The organism is Mycobacterium sp. NGS39 (genome assembly GCF_059812765.1).
The window spans coordinates 130,287-155,390 of record NZ_JCALDH010000005.1; the positions used below are offsets into that span (position 1 = coordinate 130,287).

24 protein-coding genes are annotated in these 25,104 nt (G+C 67.6%); 16 read left to right on the forward strand and 8 right to left on the reverse strand.

The genetic code is table 11. The features are described 5' to 3' along the window. Nucleotides 1–16 precede the first annotated feature (16 nt). The 3 genes from AC5Y39_RS09065 to AC5Y39_RS09075 are packed head-to-tail and all read left to right on the forward strand — an operon-like array spanning nt 17 to nt 4,955. Nucleotides 17–1,357 carry a hypothetical protein gene (locus AC5Y39_RS09065; protein WP_500018106.1) on the forward strand — a complete coding sequence of 447 codons (1,341 nt, stop codon included), beginning with the start codon at nt 17–19 and terminating at the stop codon, nt 1,355–1,357. A gap of 20 nt (nt 1,358–1,377) precedes the next feature. Next, nucleotides 1,378–2,637 carry a glycosyltransferase family 4 protein gene (locus AC5Y39_RS09070; protein WP_500018108.1) on the forward strand — a complete coding sequence of 420 codons (1,260 nt, stop codon included), beginning with the start codon at nt 1,378–1,380 and terminating at the stop codon, nt 2,635–2,637. A 59-nt stretch (nt 2,638–2,696) separates the two neighbouring features. Continuing rightward, nucleotides 2,697–4,955: a glycosyltransferase gene (locus AC5Y39_RS09075; RefSeq protein WP_500018110.1), complete on the forward strand. Its 2,259-nt coding sequence runs from the start codon at nt 2,697–2,699 to the stop codon at nt 4,953–4,955. Nucleotides 4,956–4,958: 3 nt separating this feature from the next. On the opposite strand, the gene AC5Y39_RS09080 is transcribed toward AC5Y39_RS09075, so the two are convergent. Further along, nucleotides 4,959–6,350, reverse strand: coding sequence for a carbohydrate-binding domain-containing protein (locus AC5Y39_RS09080; protein WP_500018112.1), 1,392 nt, complete (start codon nt 6,348–6,350; stop codon nt 4,959–4,961). Nucleotides 6,351–6,546: 196 nt separating this feature from the next. Here AC5Y39_RS09080 and AC5Y39_RS09085 point away from each other — a divergent pair, with 196 nt between their 5' ends. After that, the gene (locus AC5Y39_RS09085; protein WP_500018114.1) at nt 6,547–7,335 is read left to right on the forward strand and encodes a biotin--[acetyl-CoA-carboxylase] ligase; all 789 of its coding nucleotides are present in this window, start codon (nt 6,547–6,549) and stop codon (nt 7,333–7,335) included. A gap of 10 nt (nt 7,336–7,345) precedes the next feature. After that, nucleotides 7,346–7,882, forward strand: a complete 537-nt coding sequence (locus tag AC5Y39_RS09090; RefSeq protein ID WP_500018116.1) for a PH domain-containing protein — start codon at nt 7,346–7,348, stop codon at nt 7,880–7,882. Here the strand turns inward: AC5Y39_RS09090 and AC5Y39_RS09095 are convergent. Beyond that, the gene (locus tag AC5Y39_RS09095) at nt 7,819–8,490 is read right to left on the reverse strand and encodes a GtrA family protein (RefSeq protein ID WP_500018118.1); all 672 of its coding nucleotides are present in this window, start codon (nt 8,488–8,490) and stop codon (nt 7,819–7,821) included. The two genes, AC5Y39_RS09090 and AC5Y39_RS09095, sit on opposite strands and share 64 nt — an antisense overlap. An 83-nt stretch (nt 8,491–8,573) precedes the next feature. Here AC5Y39_RS09095 and AC5Y39_RS09100 point away from each other — a divergent pair, with 83 nt between their 5' ends. The 3 genes from AC5Y39_RS09100 to AC5Y39_RS09110 are packed head-to-tail and all read left to right on the forward strand — an operon-like array spanning nt 8,574 to nt 11,491. Continuing rightward, the gene (locus AC5Y39_RS09100; protein ID WP_500018120.1) at nt 8,574–9,791 is read left to right on the forward strand and encodes a 5-(carboxyamino)imidazole ribonucleotide synthase; all 1,218 of its coding nucleotides are present in this window, start codon (nt 8,574–8,576) and stop codon (nt 9,789–9,791) included. Next, nucleotides 9,784–10,308 (forward strand): 5-(carboxyamino)imidazole ribonucleotide mutase, encoded by a 525-nt coding sequence (gene purE, locus AC5Y39_RS09105; RefSeq protein WP_500018122.1) that lies wholly within the window; start codon nt 9,784–9,786, stop codon nt 10,306–10,308. Before AC5Y39_RS09100 ends, purE begins: the two co-directional genes overlap by 8 nt. A gap of 13 nt (nt 10,309–10,321) precedes the next feature. Further along, nucleotides 10,322–11,491: an acyl-CoA dehydrogenase gene (locus tag AC5Y39_RS09110; protein WP_500018124.1), complete on the forward strand. Its 1,170-nt coding sequence runs from the start codon at nt 10,322–10,324 to the stop codon at nt 11,489–11,491. Between the two features lie 8 nt (nt 11,492–11,499). Here AC5Y39_RS09110 and AC5Y39_RS09115 read toward each other — a convergent pair whose 3' ends face one another. Together AC5Y39_RS09115 and AC5Y39_RS09120 are read right to left on the reverse strand one after the other, a co-directional pair. Beyond that, a complete protein-coding gene (locus AC5Y39_RS09115; RefSeq protein ID WP_500018126.1) occupies nt 11,500–12,198 on the reverse strand; it encodes a TIGR03089 family protein in 699 nt (232 codons plus the stop codon). Between the two features lie 4 nt (nt 12,199–12,202). After that, nucleotides 12,203–13,666: an LCP family protein gene (locus AC5Y39_RS09120; RefSeq protein ID WP_500018394.1), complete on the reverse strand. Its 1,464-nt coding sequence runs from the start codon at nt 13,664–13,666 to the stop codon at nt 12,203–12,205. Nucleotides 13,667–13,810: 144 nt separating this feature from the next. Between AC5Y39_RS09120 and rfbD the strand changes: the two genes are divergently transcribed. From rfbD to manB, 3 genes are read left to right on the forward strand one after another with little or no spacing between them, the layout of a single operon-like run. Further along, nucleotides 13,811–14,710, forward strand: coding sequence for a dTDP-4-dehydrorhamnose reductase (gene rfbD / locus AC5Y39_RS09125; protein ID WP_500018128.1), 900 nt, complete (start codon nt 13,811–13,813; stop codon nt 14,708–14,710). A gap of 45 nt (nt 14,711–14,755) precedes the next feature. Then, on the forward strand, nt 14,756–15,628 hold the full coding sequence (locus tag AC5Y39_RS09130; RefSeq protein WP_500018130.1) for a glycosyltransferase family 2 protein: 873 nt from the start codon (nt 14,756–14,758) through the stop codon (nt 15,626–15,628). Nucleotide 15,629: 1 nt separating this feature from the next. Further along, nucleotides 15,630–16,721: a mannose-1-phosphate guanylyltransferase gene (gene manB / locus AC5Y39_RS09135; RefSeq protein WP_500018132.1), complete on the forward strand. Its 1,092-nt coding sequence runs from the start codon at nt 15,630–15,632 to the stop codon at nt 16,719–16,721. A gap of 42 nt (nt 16,722–16,763) precedes the next feature. Here manB and AC5Y39_RS09140 read toward each other — a convergent pair whose 3' ends face one another. The 3 genes from AC5Y39_RS09140 to cofD are packed head-to-tail and all read right to left on the reverse strand — an operon-like array spanning nt 16,764 to nt 19,632. Then, entirely contained in the window at nt 16,764–17,303 is a 540-nt protein-coding gene (locus tag AC5Y39_RS09140; protein ID WP_500018134.1) for an NUDIX hydrolase, read from the reverse strand. Beyond that, complete coding sequence (locus AC5Y39_RS09145; RefSeq protein WP_500018136.1) at nt 17,300–18,640, reverse strand: coenzyme F420-0:L-glutamate ligase; 1,341 nt, start codon at nt 18,638–18,640, stop codon at nt 17,300–17,302. The genes AC5Y39_RS09140 and AC5Y39_RS09145 overlap by 4 nt, the downstream gene beginning before the upstream one ends. Further along, nucleotides 18,637–19,632 (reverse strand): 2-phospho-L-lactate transferase, encoded by a 996-nt coding sequence (cofD, locus tag AC5Y39_RS09150; RefSeq protein WP_500018138.1) that lies wholly within the window; start codon nt 19,630–19,632, stop codon nt 18,637–18,639. Before cofD ends, AC5Y39_RS09145 begins: the two co-directional genes overlap by 4 nt. A 394-nt stretch (nt 19,633–20,026) precedes the next feature. Between cofD and AC5Y39_RS09155 the strand changes: the two genes are divergently transcribed. Beyond that, entirely contained in the window at nt 20,027–20,290 is a 264-nt protein-coding gene (locus tag AC5Y39_RS09155) for a WhiB family transcriptional regulator (protein ID WP_499908060.1), read from the forward strand. Between the two features lie 27 nt (nt 20,291–20,317). Here AC5Y39_RS09155 and AC5Y39_RS09160 read toward each other — a convergent pair whose 3' ends face one another. Next, the gene (locus tag AC5Y39_RS09160) at nt 20,318–20,740 is read right to left on the reverse strand and encodes a metallopeptidase family protein (protein WP_499908061.1); all 423 of its coding nucleotides are present in this window, start codon (nt 20,738–20,740) and stop codon (nt 20,318–20,320) included. A 122-nt stretch (nt 20,741–20,862) separates the two neighbouring features. On the opposite strand from AC5Y39_RS09160, the gene AC5Y39_RS09165 reads away from it, so the two are divergent. From AC5Y39_RS09165 to manA, 4 genes are all read left to right on the forward strand, one after another. Then, the gene (locus tag AC5Y39_RS09165; protein ID WP_500018140.1) at nt 20,863–21,333 is read left to right on the forward strand and encodes a DUF3499 domain-containing protein; all 471 of its coding nucleotides are present in this window, start codon (nt 20,863–20,865) and stop codon (nt 21,331–21,333) included. Nucleotides 21,334–21,409: 76 nt separating this feature from the next. Then, the gene (locus tag AC5Y39_RS09170) at nt 21,410–22,798 is read left to right on the forward strand and encodes a phosphomannomutase/phosphoglucomutase (protein ID WP_500018142.1); all 1,389 of its coding nucleotides are present in this window, start codon (nt 21,410–21,412) and stop codon (nt 22,796–22,798) included. Further along, a complete protein-coding gene (locus AC5Y39_RS09175) occupies nt 22,795–23,862 on the forward strand; it encodes a TobH protein (protein WP_500018144.1) in 1,068 nt (355 codons plus the stop codon). The genes AC5Y39_RS09170 and AC5Y39_RS09175 overlap by 4 nt, the downstream gene beginning before the upstream one ends. A 4-nt stretch (nt 23,863–23,866) precedes the next feature. Continuing rightward, nucleotides 23,867–25,093 (forward strand): mannose-6-phosphate isomerase, class I, encoded by a 1,227-nt coding sequence (gene manA / locus AC5Y39_RS09180; protein ID WP_500018146.1) that lies wholly within the window; start codon nt 23,867–23,869, stop codon nt 25,091–25,093. Nucleotides 25,094–25,104: the final 11 nt, after the last annotated feature.

Here is a 25,104-nt window from a genome sequence, read left to right on the forward strand (position 1 = left end):
GGTCAGGTTACGAAAGATGAATCAGGACAACGCAAGTCAGACGATAGCCGCCGGTCAGCTGGATATTCTCCTCAGCGGTCAGCCCATCTGGATCATCGCGGGGCCGATGGCCGCGGGCCACACCAAAGACATCACGGCTGCCCTGTTCGGCCTGTCTGCCGGTGATCCCCTGCGACGTCTCGGCTTGGTCCCACAACCGAATTCCCGCGTATGGCGGTTTGATCCCGGTCTGCTCGGCAATGCAGTGCGACACCCCCCGGTGATGGCACCGATTGTCGACAGCGCCGACGGAGTCACGGCTGCCCTGAACTCGATCATGAAGGCGGCTCGGGGCGTTCGCATTCCGGTATCGGTCATGCCGGTCGGTGAGTTCATGGCGTTCCGGTTCGACCACGGGCTCGGTGACGCTCACATCATGCTGAAGATCGTGGGTGAGGTGTCACGCTGCAGTGCCGACGGCTACCCGAGGATGGCCGGCAACGACCTCCGGGCTATCCGCAACCCAGCCGTGTGGTCCGCGCTCAATGTAGCTGTCAGGAAGCCGCGAAGCTTCGCTTCCGCAGTGCGACTGGTGTTACGAGACAGGCTCGCCGCGTTGCCGGCGAGAGTGAAGAACCAGTTGGCGCCGGGAGCCGCAGCGGTGGCGGCGCGAATGGCAGAGCCCTATTGTGCGGTGTTCGTGAGAAGCAGCGACGAATGTCTCGCCGCGTTACGTCGTTATCGCACAGAACATCACCTCGACATGTCCTCCTCGGCTGTGCTGATGTACCTGCTGTGCCGCTCGCTGCGTGAAGCCGGCATTCCGCTGTCGCCGGTGATCGAGGTGCTGGTGGACCTGCGCCGGTACCTCCCACGTGGCCGACGTACATGGGCCAACTTCACCGCGGTGGCCCGGGTCGAGAATCGACCCGACACCACACCGCAGCAGTTCGGCGACACACTGGCAACCCACCTCGCCTCCAGCCGGCCGTTGATCGAGATGGTGGGCGGAGCTGCCAAGTCGCGGCTGCTGTGGCCGCTGAGGCAGCGCCGCTGCGAGGCGGATTGGCTTGTCGCACAACGGTCTCCCACCGGCGAGGCAACCGTCGTGTTCTCCGACATCACCCGGTTGCCCGAGATGGCAGACGTGCGGTGGTTGCCGGATAGCCGACACAACTTCGCGGTTGCGCTGCCGCCGGCGAGCAAGTCGAACATCTCGATTCTGATGTGCTCGCCGTCGCCGGGCGAAATCCAGCTCACGGCTTCGTTTTTCCCGAAGGAGTTCGATGAGGATGCGGTTCGGTGGTCGCTGCGCAGCGTGCTGCAACAACTAGGTTGCGACGATTCGGCCGAGGCGTCGGCCCAGACTTATGCATAGGAACGGACTGAGGCAACAACGTGATTGATGACCATCTCCGGCGCACGCACGACGGCTTGCGAATCTGCCATGTGAACGACATGGGTTGGCAGGCCGGCGGTGCCGAACGAAGTATTCAAACCTTGCGCGGGGCACTCACCGAGCGCGGTCACGTGGTGCACGTCGTCGCCACCGATAAGGAGGCCAGCCAGCACAAGGACGTCTTCGCGGACCTATTGATTCCGTGTATCTCCGGTGGTCCGACGCGGCGGCTCTTGCGTTACTTCTTCTACCTCAGAGCTTTCCGCGAACTTCGGCAGTGTTTCGACACCTTCCGGCCCGACATCATTCATTTCCACGCGATCGGAGAGCTCAGTCCCGCAGCGCTGTTCGCGGCTTGGGGGATCCCGTTCGTGATGACAGTCCACGGCCCCGAGGACTTCACGCGCGCCCTCATCCCTTGGCATTTGCCCAACTCCGACTATCGCAACGGCACTTACCGCAGAGGTGACCTGCGCATCATCGGGCGTCTGCGTTCTCTGTATTTCCGGATGGTCCAGCGCCCCGCGTACCTGTTCGCGTTGCGCCGGTGCAGCGCGCTGATCGCACCGAGCAACTTTTTCGCGCGAGTGCTCGAAGACGAGGTCGGCCCCGAACGCATCGTGCAGATCTACAACGGCATCAACCTTCCGGACGCGGTAGCGCCACCCTGCACGGGACGGCTGTTCTTTGCGGGCCGACTGGAAGCCGTGAAGGGCGTCGAGGTTCTGCTGCGGGCCTTCGCGTTGGCGCGGCTGGAGTGCCCTGGCGTGACCCTGACGATCGCCGGTGACGGCAGTCAGCGCACCGCGCTGCAGGCGTTGGCAGCGGAGCTGAATGTGTCCGATGGCGTGCGGTTCTTAAGCCGCCTGGGCTCTGAGGAAGTGGTGCACGCGTTGGCGAATTCCGACGCATTGGTGATCCCGTCGCTGTGGCCGGAGAACCTGCCGACGGTCGCGCTGGAGGCGATGGGTGTGGGCCGGGCGATCATCGGGAGCCGCGTGGGCGGCATCCCCGAGCTTGTCGCCAACGGCGTCAACGGGTTCTTGACCGAGCCCTATGACGAGCGCGGACTGGCTGACGCGATCGTTCGGCTCGCGTCGGACCCGCAACTGTGCAGACAGCTGGGCGAGGCCGGTCGCCTACGGGCAACGGAGTATTCGGCCGATACGTTCACCGACAGAACGCTCCAGCTCTATGCGCGGACGCTGAACCCGATGGCCCCTGATCGGGCATCGGACAAGCCTCTGGAGAGACTATGAGCTTGAGTCGGCGCGAACGCACCGTCGGTGTAGTCCGACCAAAGCCCCGTCTGGCAATCGTGACGGACGCCGTGGCGCCCTGGCACAGCGGCGGCAAGGAGACCCGCACTCGAGAGTATTCGCAGCGCCTCGCCCGAAGCGGATTCGACGTCGACATCTACACCATGAAGTGGTGGGCGGGCGGCGCGGTGACCGACCAGGGACCTGTTCGGCTGCACGCAATCTGCCGACGGTGGCCGCTGTACGCCGGACAGCGGCGGTCCATCCTGCAAGCCGTCGCATTCGCACTGTCCTGCTTCCGGATGGTGACGGCGCGGTTCGACGTCGTCGAGGTCGATCAAATTCCGATCCTGCCGGTGCTTGTCGTCAAGGCCGTTTGTGTCATCCGGCGAAAGCCACTGATAGCCACCTGGCACGAAGTGTGGGGCCGCAGCTACTGGCGGCGTTATCTGGGCCCGATCGGCGTGTTGGCCTCGTTCGCCGAACGGCTCGTCTTGCAGTTGCCGGATCGGATCATCGCCGTCAGCGAGGGAACGGCGCAACGAATCCGCGAAGTCACGCGCGGGCGCGTGCCCGTGTTCGTCGGGAACAACGGCGTCGACCTCCGCGCGATCTGCGACGTGCCGGCCGGAAACACAAGCACCGACCTGCTTTTCGTCGGGCGGCTGCTGGAGCACAAAGGCGTCGACACAGTGATAGACGGGGTAGCCGAGCTGCGTCAGCGCGGCAGCCGGCTGTCGCTCACGGTCATCGGCACCGGGCCTGAACACCACACGCTGACTCAGCGCGTAGGCGCGCTGAGTCTCACTGACCAGGTGAGGTTCACCGGAGAACTGCAATCGCACGCCGAGGTCATCGGTTGGATGAAGTCCGCCCGGCTCATGGTCTTCCCCACGCGCCGTGAAGGTTTCGGGCTGGCGGCGGTGGAGGCCATGGCCTGCGGCACGCCAGTGATCACCACAGATCATCCGGACAATTTCGCTCGGCTTCTGATTACGCCGGGACGCAACGGGTACCTGAGCCGGGCCGACGGCAGCGATCTGCCGGACGTGATCACGCGCGCGCTGGCTGAGCGTCAGAGGTTGTCAGCCGGGGCCATCCACAGTGCCAACGACTTCAGCTGGGACGAGGCCGTCAACCAGTGCCTGCCCGCCTACAGCGTGACGAAGCCGACGGCTTGCGCACCAGAACCCATGACAACCGGTGGCAGTGATATCGCCTCCCGTCGGCGGCCGGTTGTCGCCAGCATCATCGCGTGTGTGATTTTTTCGATCGCCACGGTGATGTCCGGCGGCTGCAGCAAACCACCGCTGAAGCCGCCTTGGATGTTGACGGCAGCGGGGTCACATGTGGGAATCGCCTACGGGGACACGCTGTTTGGCATGCCGGCGGCGGAACTGTCAGCCACTCTCGATGACGCTGCCGCGCTGGGTGCCAGGTGGGTACGGGCGGATCTATCGTGGCCGAACATCCAACCGGATTCGGCGAATGCCTACGACTGGCACCGCTTCGACCGCCTGGTGGACGCGGTGAGCAAACGGGGGCTGACGCTACTGCCGATCCTCGCGTACACGCCGCCGTGGGCGAGGCCGGCCGGCTGCTTCACTGACAAGTGTGCTCCGGCCAGCGCCGAACAGTTCGCAACGTTCGCGGCTCAGGCTGCGGCGAGGTATCGCGGAGTGACCGTGTGGGAGATCTGGAACGAGCCAAACGCCCAAGGGTTTTGGCAGCCGCAGCCCGACCCGCTCGCCTACGCGCAACTCCTTCGGCTGACGACCCAAAGCATCAAGGCAGCCAACCCTGCCGCCCAAGTGGTGACCGGCGGTCTGTCGATCACCAATCCCAGCCGCGACGGGATCACCCCCCAAGACTTCCTCGCGGCCGTGGTCCGCTCGGGGGTTGCACAGCGAATCGACGGAGTGGGCATCCATCCGTACACATATCCCAATCTTGCTAGTCAACGGGGTCCGTGGGTGAGCCCCAGAGAGGACGCGAGCACCGGGTTGGCGTCGATTCGCAGTATCTTCACCGACGCCGGTCTTCCCGCGCCTCCCATCTGGATCACCGAATTCGGCGCGCCCACTGGCGGCGAGCCGGGCAGCGATGACCACGTCAGCGAAGCGCGTCAGGCCGAGATCGCTGCTGACGCCGTCAAGACCGCCTATGGTGACGAGGGTGTCGCGGCACTGATGTGGTACACCCATCGCGACAGCGACACGGGTTCCACTGATCCCGAGGCCAATTACGGCTTGCGTCGCTCTGACGGCTCCAAGAAGCCGGCATACGACGCGCTCAGGCAGGCGATACTGAGCGGCTGACCCCTATGCACCGGTGGCGAAGTTCTTGATCACCGCAAGAGCCGGCTTCGGGCTGTAGTCGTAATGGACGATGCCGAAGTTGTCCTCGGGGTCGAACCGATGTGTCCCGCGGTCGCGAAGGCTGAACGCGAAGAGCGGCCCCATCCACGAGTTGTTCTGCACATACTGCAGCGCGTAGCTGAACGACAGCGCCTGAACAGCTTCGGTCACCGACGTCGAGTCGGTGCCCGTAGGCGCGCCGAACTCGGTGAGCCAGATCTGTTTTGCGCTGTCCCCACCGGAGACCATCGCGTCACGCATTTGCCACATCTGTTGAAAAGCACTCCACGAGTTCGGCTCATTCGGCAGATACGGGAATGTGTAAGGGTGCATCCCGAACGCATCAAAGTACGAGTTGGCTGCCGCCGAATACAGTCCCTTGACGAAAGTGATCGGCGCGATCTGCGAGTAGCTGTCGGTGGCGGGTGCCAATCCGCCGGAGATGACGAACAAGTCTGAGTTGACCGACTTGATCGCGGCGTAGGTGGCTTTGAGCAGAGTTGCGTAGGCCGTGATGTTCGGTCGCGGCTTCCAGCCGATGTTCGGCTCGTTCCACACCTCCCACACTGCAACTCGGTTCAGATAGCGGGTGGCCGCATCTTCGGCGAACGCCGCGAACTTGGCGGGGTCTTTCGGCGCGCTTTCCTCGGTTGTGACGGCGGCGGCGACCCGCGCCCACCGCGGTGTATGCAGCAGCAGACCGACCGGTTGCATTCCTCGTGCGACGACGGCATCGACCACGCGGTCTACGTTGCTCCAATTACGTTGGCCCTCAGCGGGTTCGATCTCAGACCAATTGAGGTCGACCCGGACGTAGCGGGCGCCGGCCGAGGTCGCAACGTCGAGCACCTTCGATAGGTCGGCGTCCGATAGATAGAGCAGTTCTCCGCCGCCGCTGGCACCGATCAGCACCGGTGTTCCGGGGACTGGTGGCGGCGGCGCGGTGGATGTCAATGTGAGCGAGTCGACCAGAAGTGTGCGTACACAGCCTAAAGCCGAGAAGGCGTTCGTGAAAGCGATTGTTACCGTGTGAGATCCGGCCGCGATGGTGCCTGACGGCGAATATGTGGTCCAGGAATTCGCGCTGACCGTCGTCGCCAGCACCGACTTGCCGTCGACGGACACGGTCATGCGCGGAGAACCCCAACATGCCTTACCCGCTGCCCGGACGGCAATCCTCGACGCTGCTTGCAGGGATATCGTCGCGGTGGCGGTGGACTTCGACCGCAACAACAGGGCTCCGCCAGCCGATGCGGTCGGATCGCTGTAGGCGGCACCGGCGTTGACCGGCGTGACGACCATGTTCTCGGCTTCGACGGTGTCATCCGCGGCCGTAACGGGGGGGGCGAGCGACACGGCGGTTCCGGCTGCAAGGAGTGCTGCGAGTAGCGAGCGAAGCCGGCCCACGGGGCCCCCCTTCGACTGCGAGGAAGTAGTTCACAGCGTCCGCTTAATTTTCAGGGGCATCAATAGGCTCATCTATCACTTCTGTAACAGAAGGAATCCGAATTGAGTCGGGGTGCGTCCGGCATCGTGCGCTTAGGCTTCTCGCATGGAATCCGAACTACGGCCTTCGCTGGATGCCGCCTCGTTACGCGAATCGCTCAGCTCGCCATGGCGTTTCGTCGAGGTCGTCGCAGAAACCGGGTCGACGAACGCTGATCTGGTGGCCCGCGCCAACGCCGGGGAGGACGTCGACGGCGTGGTGCTGTTCGCCGAACACCAGACCGCCGGCCGAGGCCGTAGCGGGCGCACGTGGTCGGCAGCGCCCCGGGCACAGCTCATATTGTCAGCAGGCGTCGGCGCCGCCGACGTGCCGACGGCCTCATGGGGCTGGCTTCCGCTGGCCGCCGGGCTTGCGGTGGTTGATGCGGTGAGCGGTATCGCGGGCGTGGACGCGGTGCTGAAATGGCCCAACGACGTGCTCGCCGGCGATGGAAAACTGGCCGGCATCCTCGCGGAGGCAACCGGGCAGACGATCGTCGTCGGGATCGGGCTCAATGTCACGCTGCGCGCCGACGAGGTCGGCGAACCGCAGGTGACCTCGCTGGCAGATCTTGGCGTCGTCAACGCCGACCGCACCCGGCTGGCCGCCGAACTGCTGCGCTGGCTCGGCGAGCGCGTCACGTCCTGGCGCGCCGGCGACACCGGACTCATGGAGGAGTACCGGTCCAGGTGCGCCACCATCGGTTCCTCGGTGCGGGCCGTGCTGCCCGGCGGCCGCGAAGTCGTCGGCACCGCGTTGCTGGTCGACGACCACGGGCAGCTGCGCATCGACACCGGAAGCGACGTGGTGGCGGTGTCCGCCGGAGACGTCGTGCACCTCCGTCCCAACCTTTAAGGTTCAAGCCGTGGGCTACCCCGACAACGTGCTCGCCAGAGACGAACAGGTGGTGCTGCACCGGCACCCGCACTGGAAGCGGCTGGTCGGCCCAGTGCTCGTGCTGGTGGTCGCCACCGGGGTCGCCGTGTTCGTGGTGGCGGTGGTGCAGCGCACCGACTGGGACCAGACGGCCAAGACGGTTCTCTACTGGGTGGTGGCCGGCATCTGGCTGGTGCTGGTGGGCTGGCTCACCGCCTGGCCGTTCTTGACTTGGCTCACAACACATTTCGTCATCACCGACCGCAGGGTGATGTTCCGCCACGGCGTGCTGACCCGGTCGGGCATAGACATCCCGCTCGCGCGCATCAACAGCGTCGAATTCCGGCACGGGATATTCGACCGGATGCTGCGAACCGGCACGCTGATCATCGAGTCAGCGTCACAAGACCCGTTGGAATTCCACAACATCCCGCAAGTAGAGCGCGTCCACTCGCTGCTGTATCACGAGGTCTTCGACACCCTTGGGGGCGAAGAATCCGACAGCCGGTCCTCGGGCAGGCGCTGACGCCGCCGTGACCGGCGCAGCGGGGTGACGTTCGACTTCTCGTGTGCCTCGTGCACGTCTTCCATCGCCTCGGCGAGACCGCCCGCGGTGAACGTGGACTCCAGCGCCTTCTCCGGGTTGCGGCCGAACTCGTCGGGGAAGACCCAGCGCCGGAACGCCCAGAACCGGAACGCCATCTGCAACAGGTTGCCCAGGATGTAGGCGGAGACGAAGTCGGCGATGTTCTCGACCGTCAGGCTGACGTGCGGCACCCGCAGTCCGAACACGTAGCTGGAGACCCACAGCGGCGCCATCGACAGCAGCACACCTACGCCGCTGAATATGAAGAACAGCAGCGCTTCGTGGTGACGTTCGCGGCCACCGCGATCGCGGAAGCTCCACTCGCGATTGAGGATGTACGACGCGATCACCGCGACGATCCCGGAGATGATCTTGGCGGTCACCGGCTTGGGTTCCAGGACGGTCAGCTTGAGCGTGTAGAACAACGCCGAGTCGATCACGAACGTGGTGGCGCCGACGATGGCGAACTTGATCAGCTCGTGATGCCGCTCTGCTGCCGGCCGGACCACACGCGGGAGACGGGCGATCGTGGCGTCGGTGAAGGACACAACACGGCAGTCTACGTAAGAGCGGGCCCCACTGCCGAACCGTGCGCGCCAACCGCGCACGCCGCGCATGACACCATGGCAACGTGCGTAACTCGTCTGGTGCCCTGCCCGTGGTGGCGATGATCGGTGCTGGTCAGCTCGCTCGCATGACTCATCAGGCGGCGATTGCCCTGGGCCAGAGCCTGCGGGTGCTCGCGGTTTCGGCTGACGACCCGGCAGCTCAGGTCAGCCCGGATGTGGTGCTCGGCCGCCACGACGACCTCGACGCGCTTCGCCGCGCGGCCGACGGCGCGAGCGTGGTGACGTTCGACCATGAGCACGTCCCCACAGAACTGCTGGACAAGCTGGTCGCCGAGGGTGTGACCGTGGCGCCGTCGCCGGAGGCGCTGATCCACACCCAGGACAAGCTGGTGATGCGGCGGCGCCTGGAGTCGCTCGGCGCGCCGGTGCCCCGGTTCGCCGAGGCGGCCGCCGTCGACGACGTCGACGCGTTCGCCGCCCGCGTCGGCGGTCCCGTGGTGGTCAAGACCGTACGCGGCGGCTACGACGGCAAGGGGGTGTTCCTGCCCGACGACCTCGGCTCGGCCCGCGACGTGGTGGCCCGGCTGCTGGCCGACGGCGTGCAGGTGCTGCTGGAGGAGCGCGTCGAGATGCGGCGAGAGCTTGCGGCGCTGACCGCGCGGTCGCCGTTCGGCCAGGGCGCTGCGTGGCCGGTGGTGCAGACCGTGCAGCGCGACGGCATCTGCGTGCTGGTGGTGGCACCGGCTCCCGGGTTGGACCCGGACACCGCTGCCGAGGCCGAAGAGCTGGCGTTGTGGCTTTCGTCGCAGCTCGGCGTGGTCGGACTACTGGCGGTCGAGCTGTTCGAAACCGTCGACGGCCGGCTGCTGGTCAACGAGCTCGCGATGCGCCCGCACAACTCCGGGCACTGGACTATGGACGGCGCCACGACCAGCCAGTTCGAGCAGCATCTGCGGGCGGTGCTGGACTATCCGCTCGGCGACACCGCACCCGTGGTGCCGGTGACGGTGATGGCCAACGTGCTGGGCGCAGCGCAGACGCCGACGATGACGATGGACGAGCGGCTGCATCACCTGTTCGCCCGCATCCCCGATGCTCGGGTGCACCTCTACGGTAAGGCCGAGCGGCCCGGCCGCAAGATCGGCCACGTCAACATTCTCGGCCGCAGCGGCTCGCCCGACGACGACGATCACGTGGCCACGCTGCGCGAGCGGGCCTTGCGGGCGGCACACTGGTTGTCGCACGCCCAGTGGACCGACGGATGGGACGCGCATGCCTGAACCGCGGGTCGGCCTGATCATGGGCAGCGACAGCGATTGGCCGGTCATGGAGGCCGCCGCCCACGCGTTGGCCGAATTCGACATTCCGTTCGAGGTGGGCGTGGTGTCCGCACACCGCACCCCGGCCCGCATGCTCGACTACGCCCGCGGCGCGGCGTCGCGCGGCATCGAGGTGATCATCGCCGGGGCGGGAGGAGCCGCGCACCTGCCCGGCATGGTCGCGTCGGCCACGCCGCTGCCGGTGATCGGCGTACCGGTGCCGCTGGCCAAGCTCGACGGCCTCGATTCGCTGCTGTCGATCGTGCAGATGCCGGCCGGCGTGCCGGTGGCCACGGTGTCGATCGGCGGCGCCCGCAACGCCGGGCTACTGGCGGTACGGATCCTGGCGGCGTCAGACCCCCGACTGCGGCAGCGCATCGAGGATTTCCAGCGCCGACTCGAGGCGTCGGTGCTGGAGAAGGACGCCGCCCTGAAAGACCGGTTGCTGGGCCCCGAAGGTACCGTTACTGGGGAGTAGCAAGGAGGCCGAGATGGCTAAATGGGCCGGTGATCCGTCGTTCGACGTCTTCAAACTGCCGGACGAGCACAACGAGCTGCGCGCGGTGGTGCGCGAGCTGTGCGAGAAGGAAATTGCCCCGCACGCCGCTGATGTGGACCAGAACTCACGGTTCCCCGAGGAGGCGCTCAAGGCGCTCAACGAGTCCGGCTTGTCAGCTGTTCACATCCCGGAGGAGTACGGCGGGCAGGGCGCCGACGCGGTCGCCACCTGCATCGTCATCGAGGAGGTGGCGCGCGTCGACGCGTCGGCGTCGCTGATCCCCGCGGTCAACAAGCTCGGCACCATGGGGCTGATCCTGTCCGGCTCCGACGAGCTGAAGAAGCAAGTGCTGCCGTCGCTGGCCTCGGGCGAGGCGATGGCGTCGTATGCGCTGTCCGAGCGGGAGTCGGGCAGCGACGCGGCCGCGATGCGTACCCGCGCCCGCGCCGACGGGGATTCGTGGGTGCTCAACGGCGCCAAGGCGTGGATCACCAACGGCGGCAAGTCGACCTGGTACACGGTGATGGCGTCGACCGATCCCGACAAGGGCGCCAACGGCATCTCCGCGTTCGTCGTGCACAAAGACGACGAGGGTTTCACGGTCGGGCCGAAGGAACGCAAGCTCGGCATCAAGGGCTCACCCACCACCGAGCTGTACTTCGAGAACTGCCGCATCCCCGGCGACCGCATCATCGGCGAGCCGGGCACCGGGTTCAAGATTGCGCTGGCCACACTCGACCACACCCGCCCGACCATTGGCGCGCAGGCCGTCGGCATCGCACAGGGCGCGCTGGACGCGGCTATCGCCTACACCAAGGAGCGCAAGCAGTTCGGCCGGTCGATCGCGGAGTTCCAGGGCGTGCAGTTCATGCTGGCCGACATGGCGATGAAGGTCGAGGCCGCCCGGCTGATGGTGTACAGCGCGGCAGCCCGCGCCGAACGCGGCGAGCCGAACCTGGGCTTCATCTCCTCGGCGTCGAAGTGCTTCGCGTCCGACGTGGCGATGGAGGTCACCACCGACGCCGTGCAGCTGTTCGGCGGCGCCGGCTACACCGAGGACTTCCCGGTGGAGCGGATGATGCGCGACGCCAAAATCACCCAGATCTACGAGGGCACGAATCAGATTCAGCGAGTGGTGATGTCGCGCGCGCTGCTGCGCTGAGGCATCGGTCAGAGCGTCACGGTCACGTTTTCGGTGACGCGGCGGCGCTCCATTGCCGACCGGTCGGCATGGGCCACCTGCACCAGTGACGCACCGACGGCGAACACCGCGACCAGGCCGTTTACCAGCGCGGCATCGGTAGTCCAGTCGGCGGTCGACAGCACCCGGTCATGACTCGAAACGCCTTGCGCTGCAGCAGAATCAGCGGCCCAGGCGAGGACCTCGTCGGCTGAGCGGCCACCGAGCGCGGGACCCGGCTGCCGCTCGGCGGAGATCTGGTCGGCCTGCACCCGCACTGTCGTCGCGTAGTCGACGACGCCGGGAGGAAGGTCGTTCACGGGCCGGCCGAAGGGGTCCAGCGACAGCGCCACCACGTCATCGGCGTCGGCATCGGCAACAGCGTCGGCAGTGCACATCACCACGTCCGCGTCGCCGCCACCGATCACCACCTCCGCACCGATCCACCACACCCCGAACACCACCGCCGCCGTCTGCCAATGAGCCGGCAACAGCACCGCGACCCGGCTGCCCGGCCCGGTGCCGAGCTCGTCGCGAAGCAGGTTCGCGGTCTTGGCAGCCCAGTTCGCGAACGTGGCCGTCGACAGCTCGATCCGCTCGCCGGAGGCGTCGTCGTAGTAGGTGATCCGCGGTTTGGACGGGTCCGTTCGCAACAACGGATCGAGCACTGCCGCAGCCAGATTGGTCACTGGTTCAGTTGACGCACTGCGGGTCGTTCGAACCTGCGGTGATGATCGGCGACGGCGGCGGCGCCTCGGAATCGGTGGCTGTGTCACCGGTGGTTGCGGCTGCCGGATCGACGGTCGCGACGGTGGGATTGGTGCTGTCCAGCCCAGAGCCGGGCCCGGTGTAGTCAGCGGTGAGCACCACCCGCACGGTGCCCGGGCGCACCGACGGGTCGGCCACCACCGGCAGTCCGCCGAGCTGCTTGGCCACCGCTTGCGCACCGAGGTCGTCGGCCTTGGCCGCGTGCACCTGGCTGCCCGGGACGTGCCCGCCGTCGTGGTTGCCGATCGGCCCCGGCTGAAACCCGTTGTTGGCCAACACCTGTGACACCGCCGCTGCCAGACCGTTGATGTCGCTGTCGTTTTCGACCTCGACCGCAGTGTTGGCCGGTGTGTAGGCCAGCTCTTCGGTCTTGCCCTGCGCCTGGTCGCTCAGCAAGCCCTTGACCCACTCCTGCACCTGCGAGGGGTCCACCCGCACCACGCTCTGCATGCCGTCGTCGCTCCAGCCCGACTCGTCGAGCACCGGGATGGTCGCGAACGCGACGTTGCCTGCGGCCAGCTTCTGCAGCTCCTTGATGAAGTCCATGATGTCCCAACCGTCCGACAGCACCACAGAGCGCTGGATCGCCGTCTGCAGGCGCTCCAGCGCCGATGGGCTGGACAGGGTCTTACCTGAAATCACTTGATGCGCAAGGGAAGCCATGACAACCTGCTGGCGCACCACCCGGTCGAGGTCACCGCGGGGCAGATCGTGACGCTGTCGGACGAAGCTCAGCGCCTGCGGCCCGCTCAGCCGCTGCCAGCCGGCCGGGAAGTCCGCACCCGAAAGAGGTTCGTAGACAGCATCTTTCAAGCACACGTCGACACCGCCGATGGCGTCGGTGATCAACGCGAAGCCCAGCAGTCCCACTTCGGCGTAATGGTCGACGGTAACGCCGGTGAGATCGGCGACGGTCTTGATCAGTGCCTCGCGCCCCGCCTCGGTGGCCTGGGCGTCGGCCTGCGCATCACTGACGCCCGACTCGACAAGCTGGATGCGCTTCTGTTCTCTGGTCTGACCGTAGACGCCGTTGATCTTCGTCTTCCCCAGGCCGGCAGCCTGCACGTACGAGTCGCGGGGGATCGAGATGGCCGTCGCAGACTTCCCGTTGTCCGGAATGCGCACCAGGATGATCGTGTCGGTGTTGGTGGACACGTCGTCGCCGGCGTGCAGCTGGGCGAGTTCGTCCTCGCTGAGCGGATTGCCGTGAGCGTCGGTGCGGCTGTCCATGCCGACCAGCAGGATGTCGATCGCGCCGTCCTCGCCGCCGGTGCCCAGCAGCGGCGAGCTGATGTGCAGGATGCCGTTCTCCAGCGAACGGATCTTGCTCCACGCCAGTCCGGTGGCCAACACGATCGCACACGCCACCACAGTGCACAGCACCCGCACGCCACGGCGCGCGTTCGCGGCCGGGCCGGCGGTTGGCACAGCAGGCACGAAGAAACCCCATTCAGTTCGGTAGCTGCGACCAGGCTACTGGCGCAGGCGCCGCAGACGCCGTAGCCGAGGCCCGGCGTGCCAGACTCGAAAACCGTGGGCCACCGAATCGTTATCACCGGCGCGCGGGGGCAGGTCGGGCGCCGGCTGGCCGTCGACGCGGCCTGCGCCGGTCACGACGTGGTGGCGCTGACCTCCACCGACTGGGACATCACCACTGCCGGTGCCGGTGACGGGATCGTCGAACCCGGCGACGTGGTGGTCAACTGCGCCGCCTACACCGCGGTGGACGCCGCCGAGTCGGACGCCGAGACTGCGCACGCGGTGAACGCGGTCGGTCCCGGAAACGTCGCGCGCAGTTGTGCGCGGGTGGGCGCGCGGCTGATCCACCTGTCCACCGACTACGTGTTCAGCGGACGTTTCGCCGGTTCACCCCGGCCCTATGACGTCGACGACCAGCCGGAGCCGCTGTCGGTGTACGGGCGCACAAAGCTCGCCGGCGAGGAGGCGGTCCACGCCGTCTTGCCCGACGCGCAGGTGGTGCGCACTGCCTGGGTCTACACGGGCGTCGGCAATGACTTCGTCGCCGCCATCGCGCAACGCGCACGCGGCGGGGAGGAGATCGACGTGGTGGCCGACCAGATCGGCTCGCCCACGTTCGTCGCCGACCTGGTCGGTGCGCTGCTGCAGATCGCCGCGGGCGGTATCAGCGCGCCCCTGCTGCACGCCGCGAACGCCGGCGCCGTCAGCCGGTTCGATCAGGCCAGGGCCGTCTACGAAGAGCTGCACGCCGACCCGCAACGGGTCCGGCCCGTCGCCGCCGACCGCAAGCCGCGGCCCGCCCCACGGCCGGCCTACTCCGCGTTGTCGGCCCGGTTGTCTGCCGCTGCCGGACTGACTCCGTTGCGGCCGTGGCGCGACGCACTGGCCGCCGCGCTGTCCGCCAGCGAGACCCGTGCGCGCGAAAGCTCGGCTGACGACGCTGGTCGGGGCTGAGAACCGTTACCCTCTACGCCGTGAGTGAGGGAGTTGGCGCGTCCCGTGAGTGACATGTTGACGGTGGTGACGGTGACGTACTCGCCGGGTCCGCACCTGCACCGGTTCTTGGCGAGTTTGTCGCACGCCACCGACCGGCCCGTCACCGTCGTCATGGCCGACAACGGGTCGACCGACGGCAGCCCCGAGGCCGCGTTGGCCGAGTTCCCGAACACCCGCCTGCTGCGCACCGGCGGCAATATCGGTTACGGCGCCGCGGTGAACCGCGCGGCCGCCGAACTCGGCCCGGAGACAGACTTCTTCGTCGTCGCGAACCCCGATGTGCAGTGGGGGCCGGCGAGCATCGACCTGCTGCTGGAGGCGGCCGGCCGCTGGCCGCGAGCCGGCACGCTGGGCCCGTTGATCCGCGACCCGGACGGCTCGGTGTATCCGTCGGCACGTCACCTTCCCAGCCTCGTCCGAGGCGGCCTGCACGCGGTGATCGGACCGCTGTGGCGCACCAACCCGTGGACGGCGGCTTACCGCCAGGAGCGTCTGGAGCCCAGCGAACGGCCGGTCGGCTGGCTGTCGGGGTCGTGCCTGTTGGTGCGCAAGGCCGCCTTCGACGAGGTGAACGGATTCGACGAGCGCTACTTCATGTATATGGAAGACGTCGACCTCGGCGACCGGCTCGGCAAGGCCGGCTGGCAGAACGTCTACGTGCCCTCGGCGGAGATTTTGCACGACAAGGGCCACGCCACCGGCCGCGATCCTGCCCGAAACCTCGTCGCACACCACCAGAGCACCTACATTTACCTTGCCGATCGGCACCCGCACTGGTGGCAGGCGCCCCTGAGGTGGGCGATGCGGTTCGCGCTTGCGGTGCGGTCCCGGTTGGCGGTGCGAGGCTCCCGGCGCAAGCTGGCGAAAGGCAGGTGAGATGACGGACACCTCGATCGACCCGGCGCACGTCGACGCGATCGTGCTCGTCGGCGGCCAGGGCACGCGGCTGCGGCCGCTGACCCTGTCGGCGCCCAAGCCGATGCTGCCGACTGCCGGGCTGCCGTTTCTGACCCACCTGCTGTCGCGGATCGCGGCCGCCGGAATCCACCATGTGGTGCTGGGCACGTCGTACAAGGCCGAGGTGTTCGAATCCGAGTTCGGTGACGGTTCCAAGCTGGGTCTGCAGATCGACTACGTCACCGAAACCGAACCGCTGGGCACGGGCGGCGGGATCGCCAACGCCGCCGCCGGACTGCGCCACGACACGGTCATGGTGTTCAACGGCGACGTGCTCTCCGGGGCCGACCTGGTGTCGATGCTCGAGACGCATCACCGCCTGGACGCCGATGTGACCCTGCACCTGGTGCGCGTCGGCGACCCGCGCGCGTTCGGCTGCGTGCCCACCGACGATGAGGGTTTGGTCACCGCGTTCCTGGAGAAGACGCAGGACCCGCCGACCGACCAGATCAACGCCGGCTGCTACATCTTTCGCCGCTCGGTGATCGACCGCATTCCTCGCGGCCGGCCGGTGTCGGTGGAGCGCGAGGTGTTCCCGGCGCTGCTGTCGGACGGGCTGAGGGTGTGCGGCTACGTTGACGCGAGTTACTGGCGCGACATGGGTACGCCCGAGGATTTCGTCCAAGGATCGGCCGACCTCGTTCGCGGGATCGCGCCGTCGCCGGCGCTGGGCCACCAGCGCGGCGAGAAGCTGGTGCACGACGGCGCCGCGGTGGCGCCCGGAGCGGTGCTGGTCGGCGGCACGGTGGTCGGTCGCGGCGCGGAGATCGGGCCGGGGGTGCGGCTGGACGGCGCGGTGATCTTCGACGGTGCGCGGGTGGAGGCCGGGTCGCGCATCGAGCGGTCGATCATCGGGTTCGGCGCGCGCGTAGGGCCGCGGGCGCTGATCCGCGACGGCGTGATCGGCGACGGCGCGGACGTCGGCGCGCGGTGTGAGCTGCTGCGCGGCGCACGGGTATGGCCCGGCGTGACGATTCCCGACGGCGGCATCCGGTTCTCCACCGACGTCTGACCGCTATGCGATTTCGGTGCGCAAACCGGCGCTGAGCGCACGTTAGCGCCCCGAAATCGCGTACGAAACCAGTTGAGCGAGGCCGTAATCCATGTCATTCGGCATGGCGTCGAGGCCCCACCACCGCAGATCCAGTGATTCGTCGGTGACCGCGAATTGCGCATCCGGCGGCGCGTGCCCGACGAACTGCAGGTCGAGGTGTCGAGTCGGCACACCCAGCGAACACGTCACCGGGTGGACGTGAATGGCGGTCAGCTCAGGAGCCAGCGAGAGCGCCGCAATGCCGGACTCTTCGACGGCCTCACGTCGGGCTGCGGCGACGATGTCGGCGTCGACGTCCTCGCAGTGCCCACCGAGTTGAACCCACCGGCCCAACCGCGGATGAAGCGTCAGCAGAGCGCGCGTGCCGGTGTGGTCCAGCAGAAGCGTGGAGGCGGTGATGTGGCCCGGCTCGCATTCGCGCCGGCATGCGTCGGCCCGCGCGAGCACGAACGCGAGCACCGCTCCACGCATCGCGTCTTGCGCGGGATCCGGTGCGCGCCAGTCGGACAGCGTCGTGATCACCGAATCGCGCAGGCTCACTTGTGCACCAGCAGCCCAGCCACCGAGGCGGGCTCACGCGGGGCCAGCGGTTCGGCAGGATAGCCAATTGCTATAGCCCCCAACGGTTCCCAGGAGACGGGCAGGTCGAGTTCGTCGCGTACTTCCTCTGGCGCGAAGATTGTCGACCCCACCCAGCAGCTGCCTATGCCGCGCACGGCCAACGCGACCAGCAGCCCTTGAACGGCGGCACCGACCGCCACGGTGAACATCGTGTGCTCGGCTGCGGTGCGGGTGCTGTCGGGATAGTCGTGCGCGCCGTCGGGCACCAGGAACGGAATCACCAATTCTGGTGCCTCGTAGAGGATTTGACCGCGGGCCACTCGCGCGTCGACGGCGTGTGCCGGTTTGCCGTCGCGCGTGAGGTCGTCGCGCCAGCGGGCCTTCATGCGGTCCAGCAGTGCGACCCGGCGGTCACGATCACGCAACCAGACGAACCGCACCGGGCGCGTGTGATGCGGCGCCGGCGCAGTGAGTGCATCCGCGACGGCGGCTTCGATGTGCTGAGGCGGCACCTGCTCGGGCGTGAACCGCCGCACAGACCGGCGCAGCAGCAGCGCCTGCCGGCGACCTTCGGCAAGTGCCTCCTCGGTGCCGAGCCAGAACAGATCTTCGTCGCCGGCCCGCACCAGCCGCGCGGCGGTGGAGCCGTCGTCGGTAATTGCCAGGCCGCGCACCACAGCCACCGGGACACCGGTCAGCTTGCCCTTGACAAGGTCTGCGGCGCAAGCCAATTCGTCAGCGACCGCGACTTCGGTCACCACCAGCTCGTTGCCGTACGCGTCGTGAGCGCCGGCATAGGCATGCAGCACCTCGACACCGGACGCACCGATCGCGACGTCGATCTGCCCGTTGCGCCACGCGCGACCCATCGTGTCGGTGATCAGCACACCGACAGTGACGCCGAGCCGTTCCCGCAGCCGCGCCCGCAATGTCGCCGCGCTGGCGTCAGGGTCGACCGGAAGCAGCGCGAGCTCGGTGGCCCCGACATTCGAGCCGTCGACGCCCGCGGCGGCCTGCACCAGCCCCAGCGCGTTCTCAGTGATCAGCGTCTTGCCCTTGCGCGCCAGAACCCTGACTGCTTCGGCGTCGATCAGCTTGCGGCGCAGGTCATCTCGGGCCTGTGGGTCGGCCGGCGCCGGCACGATGCGGCCCTCGCACTTGCTCACGACCTTACTGGTGACCACCACCACGTCGCCGTCGCGCAGCCACGGCGCTGCCGTGGCGATCGCCGCGGCCAGGTCGTCGCCGGGCCGGAACTCGGGAAGCCCGGCTACCGGCAGCAGCTCGACGCGGCGCGCCGACCCGTGATCGGTCACGACCGCGGCTCCGACGTCAGCCCGGCCAACTCCAGACCGCTGCGCACCATGTCTGCGGTGGCGGCCGGGTTCGTCATCAGCAGCGGCACCGCACGAACGGTCACCCCGTCGATGGTCGCGGTGTCGCCTTCGTGGATCAACCAGCCGTCGAGGATCCCGACTCCGCTGCGGGCGCCGTAGTAGGCGCCGACGGCCTCCGACGTGCTGGGCACACCGATCACCCGCAGGCATTCATCGGCCATGCCGCGCAAGGGTTTTCCGCTGACTATCGGGGAGTAACCGATCACCGGCGCGGAGGTGGAGCGCAATGCGCCGCGGATGCCGGGGATCGCCAGGATTGCGCCGATGCTGACGACGGGGTTCGACGGTGCCAGAAACACCACGTCCGCGGATTCGATCGCGTCGACGACGCCGGGTCCGGCGGTGGCCTTCTCGGCGCCGACGAACGCGAAGCTGTGCGTAGGCACCTGCGCGCGGTAGCGAACCCACCACTCCTGGAAGTGGATCGCGCGCTGTGCGCCGTCGGCGGGATCGGTGATGACGACGTGGGTTTCGCAGCGGTCATCACTGGCGGGCAGCAGTGTCGCGCCGGGCGACCAGCGGTGGCACAGTGCTTCGGTCACTTGCGACAGTGGATAGCCTGCCCGCAGCATCTGGCTGCGCACCAGATGGGTCGCCAGGTCGCGGTCGCCGAGCCCGAACCAGTCGGGCTGCACGCCGTAGCGGGCCAATTCCTCCTTCGCGTGCCAGGTTTCGTCGCGGTGGCCCCAGCCGCGCTCGGGGTCGATGCCGCCGCCGAGGGTGTACATGCACGTGTCCAGATCGGGGCAGACGCGCACGCCGTGCATCCACGCGTCGTCGCCGATGTTGACGACGGCGGTCAGCTCATGCGTGCTTTCGCCGGTGGCGAACTGGCCGAGGCCGAGCAGGTGCTGAACGCCCAAAAGGAAGCGCGCCCCGCCGACGCCGCCCACGAGAACGGTGACCTTCACAACCCAGGACACTAAGCCTTCGCCCGCGCGCGCGTTCGCCGCGGTGCGACACGCCGCAGAAACGACGCGCCGAATCTCGATAACGAGATGGTATGAATTTTGGTTCTAACGCTTGACCGGGCCTGCTCACAAGTGTGTAATCACATCAGTGTCATTCCCGGTTCGCCAGCCGGTTCCGGTGCAGCAGACCGAGATTCGATCACTTGTTCGAATTCTGCTGAATAGTGGGCGACATCCACAACCAACTGCGATTCTTAGGTTAGGAGGCGAAATGCCTTACGAGCAAAGCGATTTCCCGCGACCGATCCGGCTGGTCGACCGCGGATTGAGCGCGGCAGGCAGCGCGCCGCAAACCCACTCCGACGACGAGGCACCCAGCGCCCAGCGAGCTAACTTGGCTTTGGTGCCTGACTTTTTCGGTCTGCCACCGGACGCCCCGGACGACCAATGGCAGGAGCGGGCACTGTGCGCCCAAACCGACCCGGAGGCGTTCTTCCCCGAAAAGGGCGGCTCTACCCGTGAGGCCAAGCGCATCTGCATGGGCTGCGAGGTTCGCGGCGAGTGCCTCGAATACGCACTGGCCCATGACGAGCGCTTCGGCATCTGGGGCGGTCTCTCCGAGCGGGAGCGCCGCCGCCTCAAGCGCGGCATCATCTAGCCCCCAACTGCTCAGGCACCCAGGCGCTCAGTCGTCGTCGATCGTCGGGTCGATGACGGAGGGTTCGACACCCAGATACGTCGCCACCTGAGCCACCAGCAACTCATGCAACAAGTCCGCAAGTTCGTCGCTGTCTTTGGCGCGCCGCTCGATCGGCTTGCGAAACAAGACGATGCGTGCGCGCGTCGAATTACCCCGAACGTCCACACCGGCGGGGATCAATCGGGCCAGGGCGATCGGCCCGTCGGCCACCACCTCCGGCGGCCACTGCACACTGTCCGGATCCTTGGGGGAGATGCGCGGGATCTCGTCGACCGCGACGTCGAGCCCGGACACCCGGTCGCGCCACCGCTGCTCGATCGGCTCATAGGCCTCGAGCACCGCCATGTCGAATCGCTCGGCGCGGCTGCGCCATCCGGGCACCGTCGGCGGCAACAACGGACCCCTCATCTCCCGTCGCCGGGAACGGCGTCTACCGGCCACGCGGGCGATCGTAACGGTTGGGGATCTTCGCTTCGGACCGTGCGCGTGTCCGGCGGCGGCCGACGATCCCGCACGATAGCCTTCCCGACGTGAACGTTCCCCGTCGCTGCTGCCGGCCCGGGTGTCCTCAATATGCGGTCGCGACGCTGACGTTTGTCTACTCGGATTCCACGGCGGTCGTCGGCCCGCTGGCCACCGCGCCGGAACCGCATTCGTGGGACCTGTGTGTGGGACACGCCAGTCGCATCACCGCCCCGCGCGGATGGGAGCTGGTTCGCCACGCCGGGCCGCTGCCCACCAGTCCCGACGAAGACGACTTGGTCGCGCTCGCCGACGCGGTCCGGGAGAACCGTGACGGCGGCCGGGGCAACTTCGTGATGGGAAGCCGGGGCAGTGCAGCGCTCGACGACTCGCCCGCCGGCGGCCGATACCAGCAGATCGATCCGGTCAACGGCGCGCCCGTCGGCACCCACGGCGCCGTGCTGGCCCCGCCACCTTCTGCGTCGTCCAAGGCCGGTAGACGCCGCGGCCACCTCAGGGTGTTGCCGGACCCGCAGTGAGTTGAACCTGAGGCCGGGGGCAAACAGTTAGGCTGGCGCCAACAGTAGCGTTCTCGACCAGGAGTCAACCTTCGTCATGTCCCGGCCCGCTGCGTTGGTGCACAGCGTGATCAAGGCCTACGACGTTCGTGGGCTGGTCGGCGATGAGATCGACGAGCCGTTCGTCGCCGAAGTCGGCGCCGCATTCGCGCGGTTGCTGCGCGACGAAGGTGCGCGGCAGATGGTGCTCGGGTATGACATGAGGTCGAGTTCACCGGCGCTCGCCGCGGCATTCGCCGACGGTGTGACCGGCCAAGGCCTCGACGTGGTCCGCATCGGTCTGGCGTCCACCGACCAGCTGTACTTCGCGTCCGGCATGCTGGACTGCCCCGGCGCGATGTTCACGGCCAGCCACAACCCTGCCGCCTACAACGGCATCAAGCTCTGCCGGGCCGGCGCAAAACCGGTGGGCCGCGACACCGGGCTCGCCGCGATCAGCGAGCACATGATCGCCGGCGTGCCCGACTATGACGGGCCGGCCGGCAAGGTCACCGACCGCGACGTGCTCGCCGACTACGGCGAATTCCTGCGGTCCTTGGTCCACCTCAGCGGAGGGCGGGCGCTGCGGGTGGCGGTTGACGCGGGTAACGGGATGGCCGGCCACACCACACCCGCGGTGCTCGGCCCGATCCCCTCGATCACCGTCGAGCCCTTGTATTTCGAACTCGACGGCACGTTCCCCAACCACGAGGCCAACCCGCTGGACCCGGCCAACCTGGCCGACTTGCAAGAGCATGTCCGGGCGACCGGTGCCGACATCGGGCTGGCTTTCGACGGGGATGCCGACCGCTGCTTCGTGGTCGACGAACGCGGCGAGCCGGTGTCGCCGTCGGCTGTCACGGCGCTGGTAGCGGCTCGCGAACTCGACCGGGAGATCGGTGCCACCGTGATCCACAACCTGATCACGTCGCGTGCCGTGCCGGAGCTGGTGACCGAGCGCGGGGGGACGCCGGTGCGCTCACGCGTCGGGCACTCCTACATCAAGGCGCTCATGGCCGAGACAGGCGCGATCTTCGGTGGCGAGCATTCTGCGCACTACTACTTCCGCGACTTCTGGGGCGCCGACTCCGGCATGCTGGCCGCGCTGCACGTGCTCGCGGCACTCGGCGAGCACGATCGGCCGCTGTCGGATCTGATGGCCGACTATCAGCGCTACGAGCAGTCCGGCGAAATCAACTTCACGGTCGCCGACGCCCAGGATTGCATCGACGCCGTACTGAAATCGTTCGGCACACATATCGTCTCGATCGACCACTTGGACGGCGTGACCGTCGACTTGGGTGAGGGCACCTGGTTCAACATCCGGATGTCCAACACCGAGCCGTTGCTGCGGTTGAACGTCGAAGCGCGGACCCCGGAGGCGGTGGATGCCGTGGTGGACCGAGTCGCAGCCGAAATCCGTTCTGCGTCAAAGGTTTCGTCATGAATGCCACGCGGTCGGTGATCGACCTCGACGACGTCGACGGGCTCGTCGCCGCCGATACCGAAGGCCTGCTGCGGGCGGCGTCGACGGCCGGGGCACATGTGCGTGCGACGGCTGCCGCGGTCGACGAGGGGGCGCTGGAGTCGCTGGCCGGTCCGCAACCGCGCACGGTGGTCTGGGTGGCCGGGCGCGGCACCGCCGGCACTGCCGGTCGCATGGTGTCCGCGCTCGTCGGCCAGTCTGCCGGGGCGCCGATCATGGTGGCCGCCGGCGCGCCGCCGTGGATCGGCCCGCTCGACGTGGTCGTGGTGGCCGGCGACGATCCCGGCGACCCTGCGTTAGTGGCCGCCGCGTCGATGGGAGTGCGGCGCGGCGCGCGGGTGCTGGTGGTCGCGCCGTTCGAAGGACCGCTGCGAGACGCCGCTGCCGGACGGGCCGCGGTGCTCGAGCCGCGGCTGCCGCTGAACGACGCGTTCGGGTTGACCCGCTATTTCGCCGCCGGCTTGGCCGCTGTGTCGACGGTCGACCCCGCAGTGCACGCCGACATCGCCGCGCTGGCCGACGACGTCGACGCTGAAGTGCTGCGCAGCAGTGCCGGCCGCGAAGTGGTCACCAACCCGGCCAAGGCACTGGCGGATCGTATGGTGTCGCGCCGCGTGGTGCTGGCCGCCGACTCCGCCGCCGCGTTGGCCTTGGCGCAGCACGGCAGCGCGGTGCTGCTGCGGATTTCGGGCACCGTGGCCGCCGCGGCCGGACTGGGTGACGTGGTGGTGGCGCTGCGGTCGGGTTTCCAACGGGGGCACGTGGATTCGGTGGACGCGATCTTCCACGACGAAGAGATCGACGGTCCGCTGCCGGAGCGCCTGCGGGTTCTCGCGTTGACGCTCACCGATGAACGCGCCGTGGTGGCGGCCCGCACGGCAGGGCTCGACGACGTCGACCTGGTGGGTGCCGCAGACGTGACGGATCCCGCCGCGGCGGGGATCGGCACCGCCGACGCGCAATTGGCAGTGCTGGCGGTGCGGTTGGAAATGGCCGCGGTGTATCTGCGATTGATTCGGGGTTAGCGACGTGCATCTGTTACGCGGCGCGGTGCGCACCTACGCGTGGGGGTCCCGCACGGCGATCGCCGAATTCACCGGAAGACCAACTCCCACAAAACATCCCGAGGCCGAGCTGTGGTTCGGTGCGCACCCCGGCGATCCGGCGTGGCTGCAGACCGACGCCGGAGACCGGTCCCTGCTCGAGACCCTCGCGGCCGATCCTGAAGGCCAGCTCGGCGTATCGGTGGTCGAGCGATTCGGCGAACGCCTGCCGTTTCTGGTGAAGGTGCTGGCCGCTGACGAGCCGCTGTCATTGCAGGCGCACCCGAGCGCGCGGCAGGCCGCCGAGGGGTTCGACCGCGAGGAGCGGCTGGGCATCCCGGTGACCTCGCCGACGCGCAACTACCGTGACCGCAGCCACAAACCCGAGCTGGTGATCGCGGTGGAACCGTTCGAGGCGCTGGCGGGGTTTCGCGACGTGGCGCACACCGTCGAGCTGATGAAGGCGCTGGCGGTACCGCTCCTCGATCCGTTCATTGCGCTGCTCAACGGCCAGCCCGACGCCGACGGGCTGCGGGCACTGTTCACCACCTGGATCACCGCGCCGCAACCGGACCTCGACGTATTGGTGCCTGCAGTGCTCGACGGCGCTATCGACTACATCCGTTCGGGCGCAAAGCAATTCGCCGATGAGGCGAAAACGGTGCTGGAGCTCGGCGAGCGGTATCCCGGTGACGCCGGCGTACTAGCGGCGCTGCTGCTGAACCGCATGCACCTCGAGCCGGGGGAGGCTCTCTTCCTGCCGGCGGGCAACCTGCACACCTATCTGCGCGGCGTGGCGCTGGAAGTGATGGCCAATTCAGACAACGTGTTGCGCGGCGGGTTGACCCCCAAGCACGTCGACGTCCCGGAGCTGCTGCGGATCCTCGACTTCCATCCCGTCGCAGCAGAATCGATGCGTCCCGAAATACGTTGGGAGGGACCAGAGCTCGTGTACCTGGCACCGGCCGACGAATTCGCGGTGTCGTGTTTGCGCATAGACGGCGAGAACCTGGGACACGAGATCGACACCGCCGTTCGACATGACGGACCCCAGGTTCTCTTGTGTACCGGTGGCGCGGTGCAATTGCACGCGAAGTCGTCGTCGATGACCTTGCAGCGGGGGCAGGCGGCCTGGGTGCCGGCCGACGACGGCCCCATTCGCTTGGTCGCCGAACGGCCGGCGGAGTTGTTCCGGGTTACCCCAGGTGTTTAAGGAGAATCGCG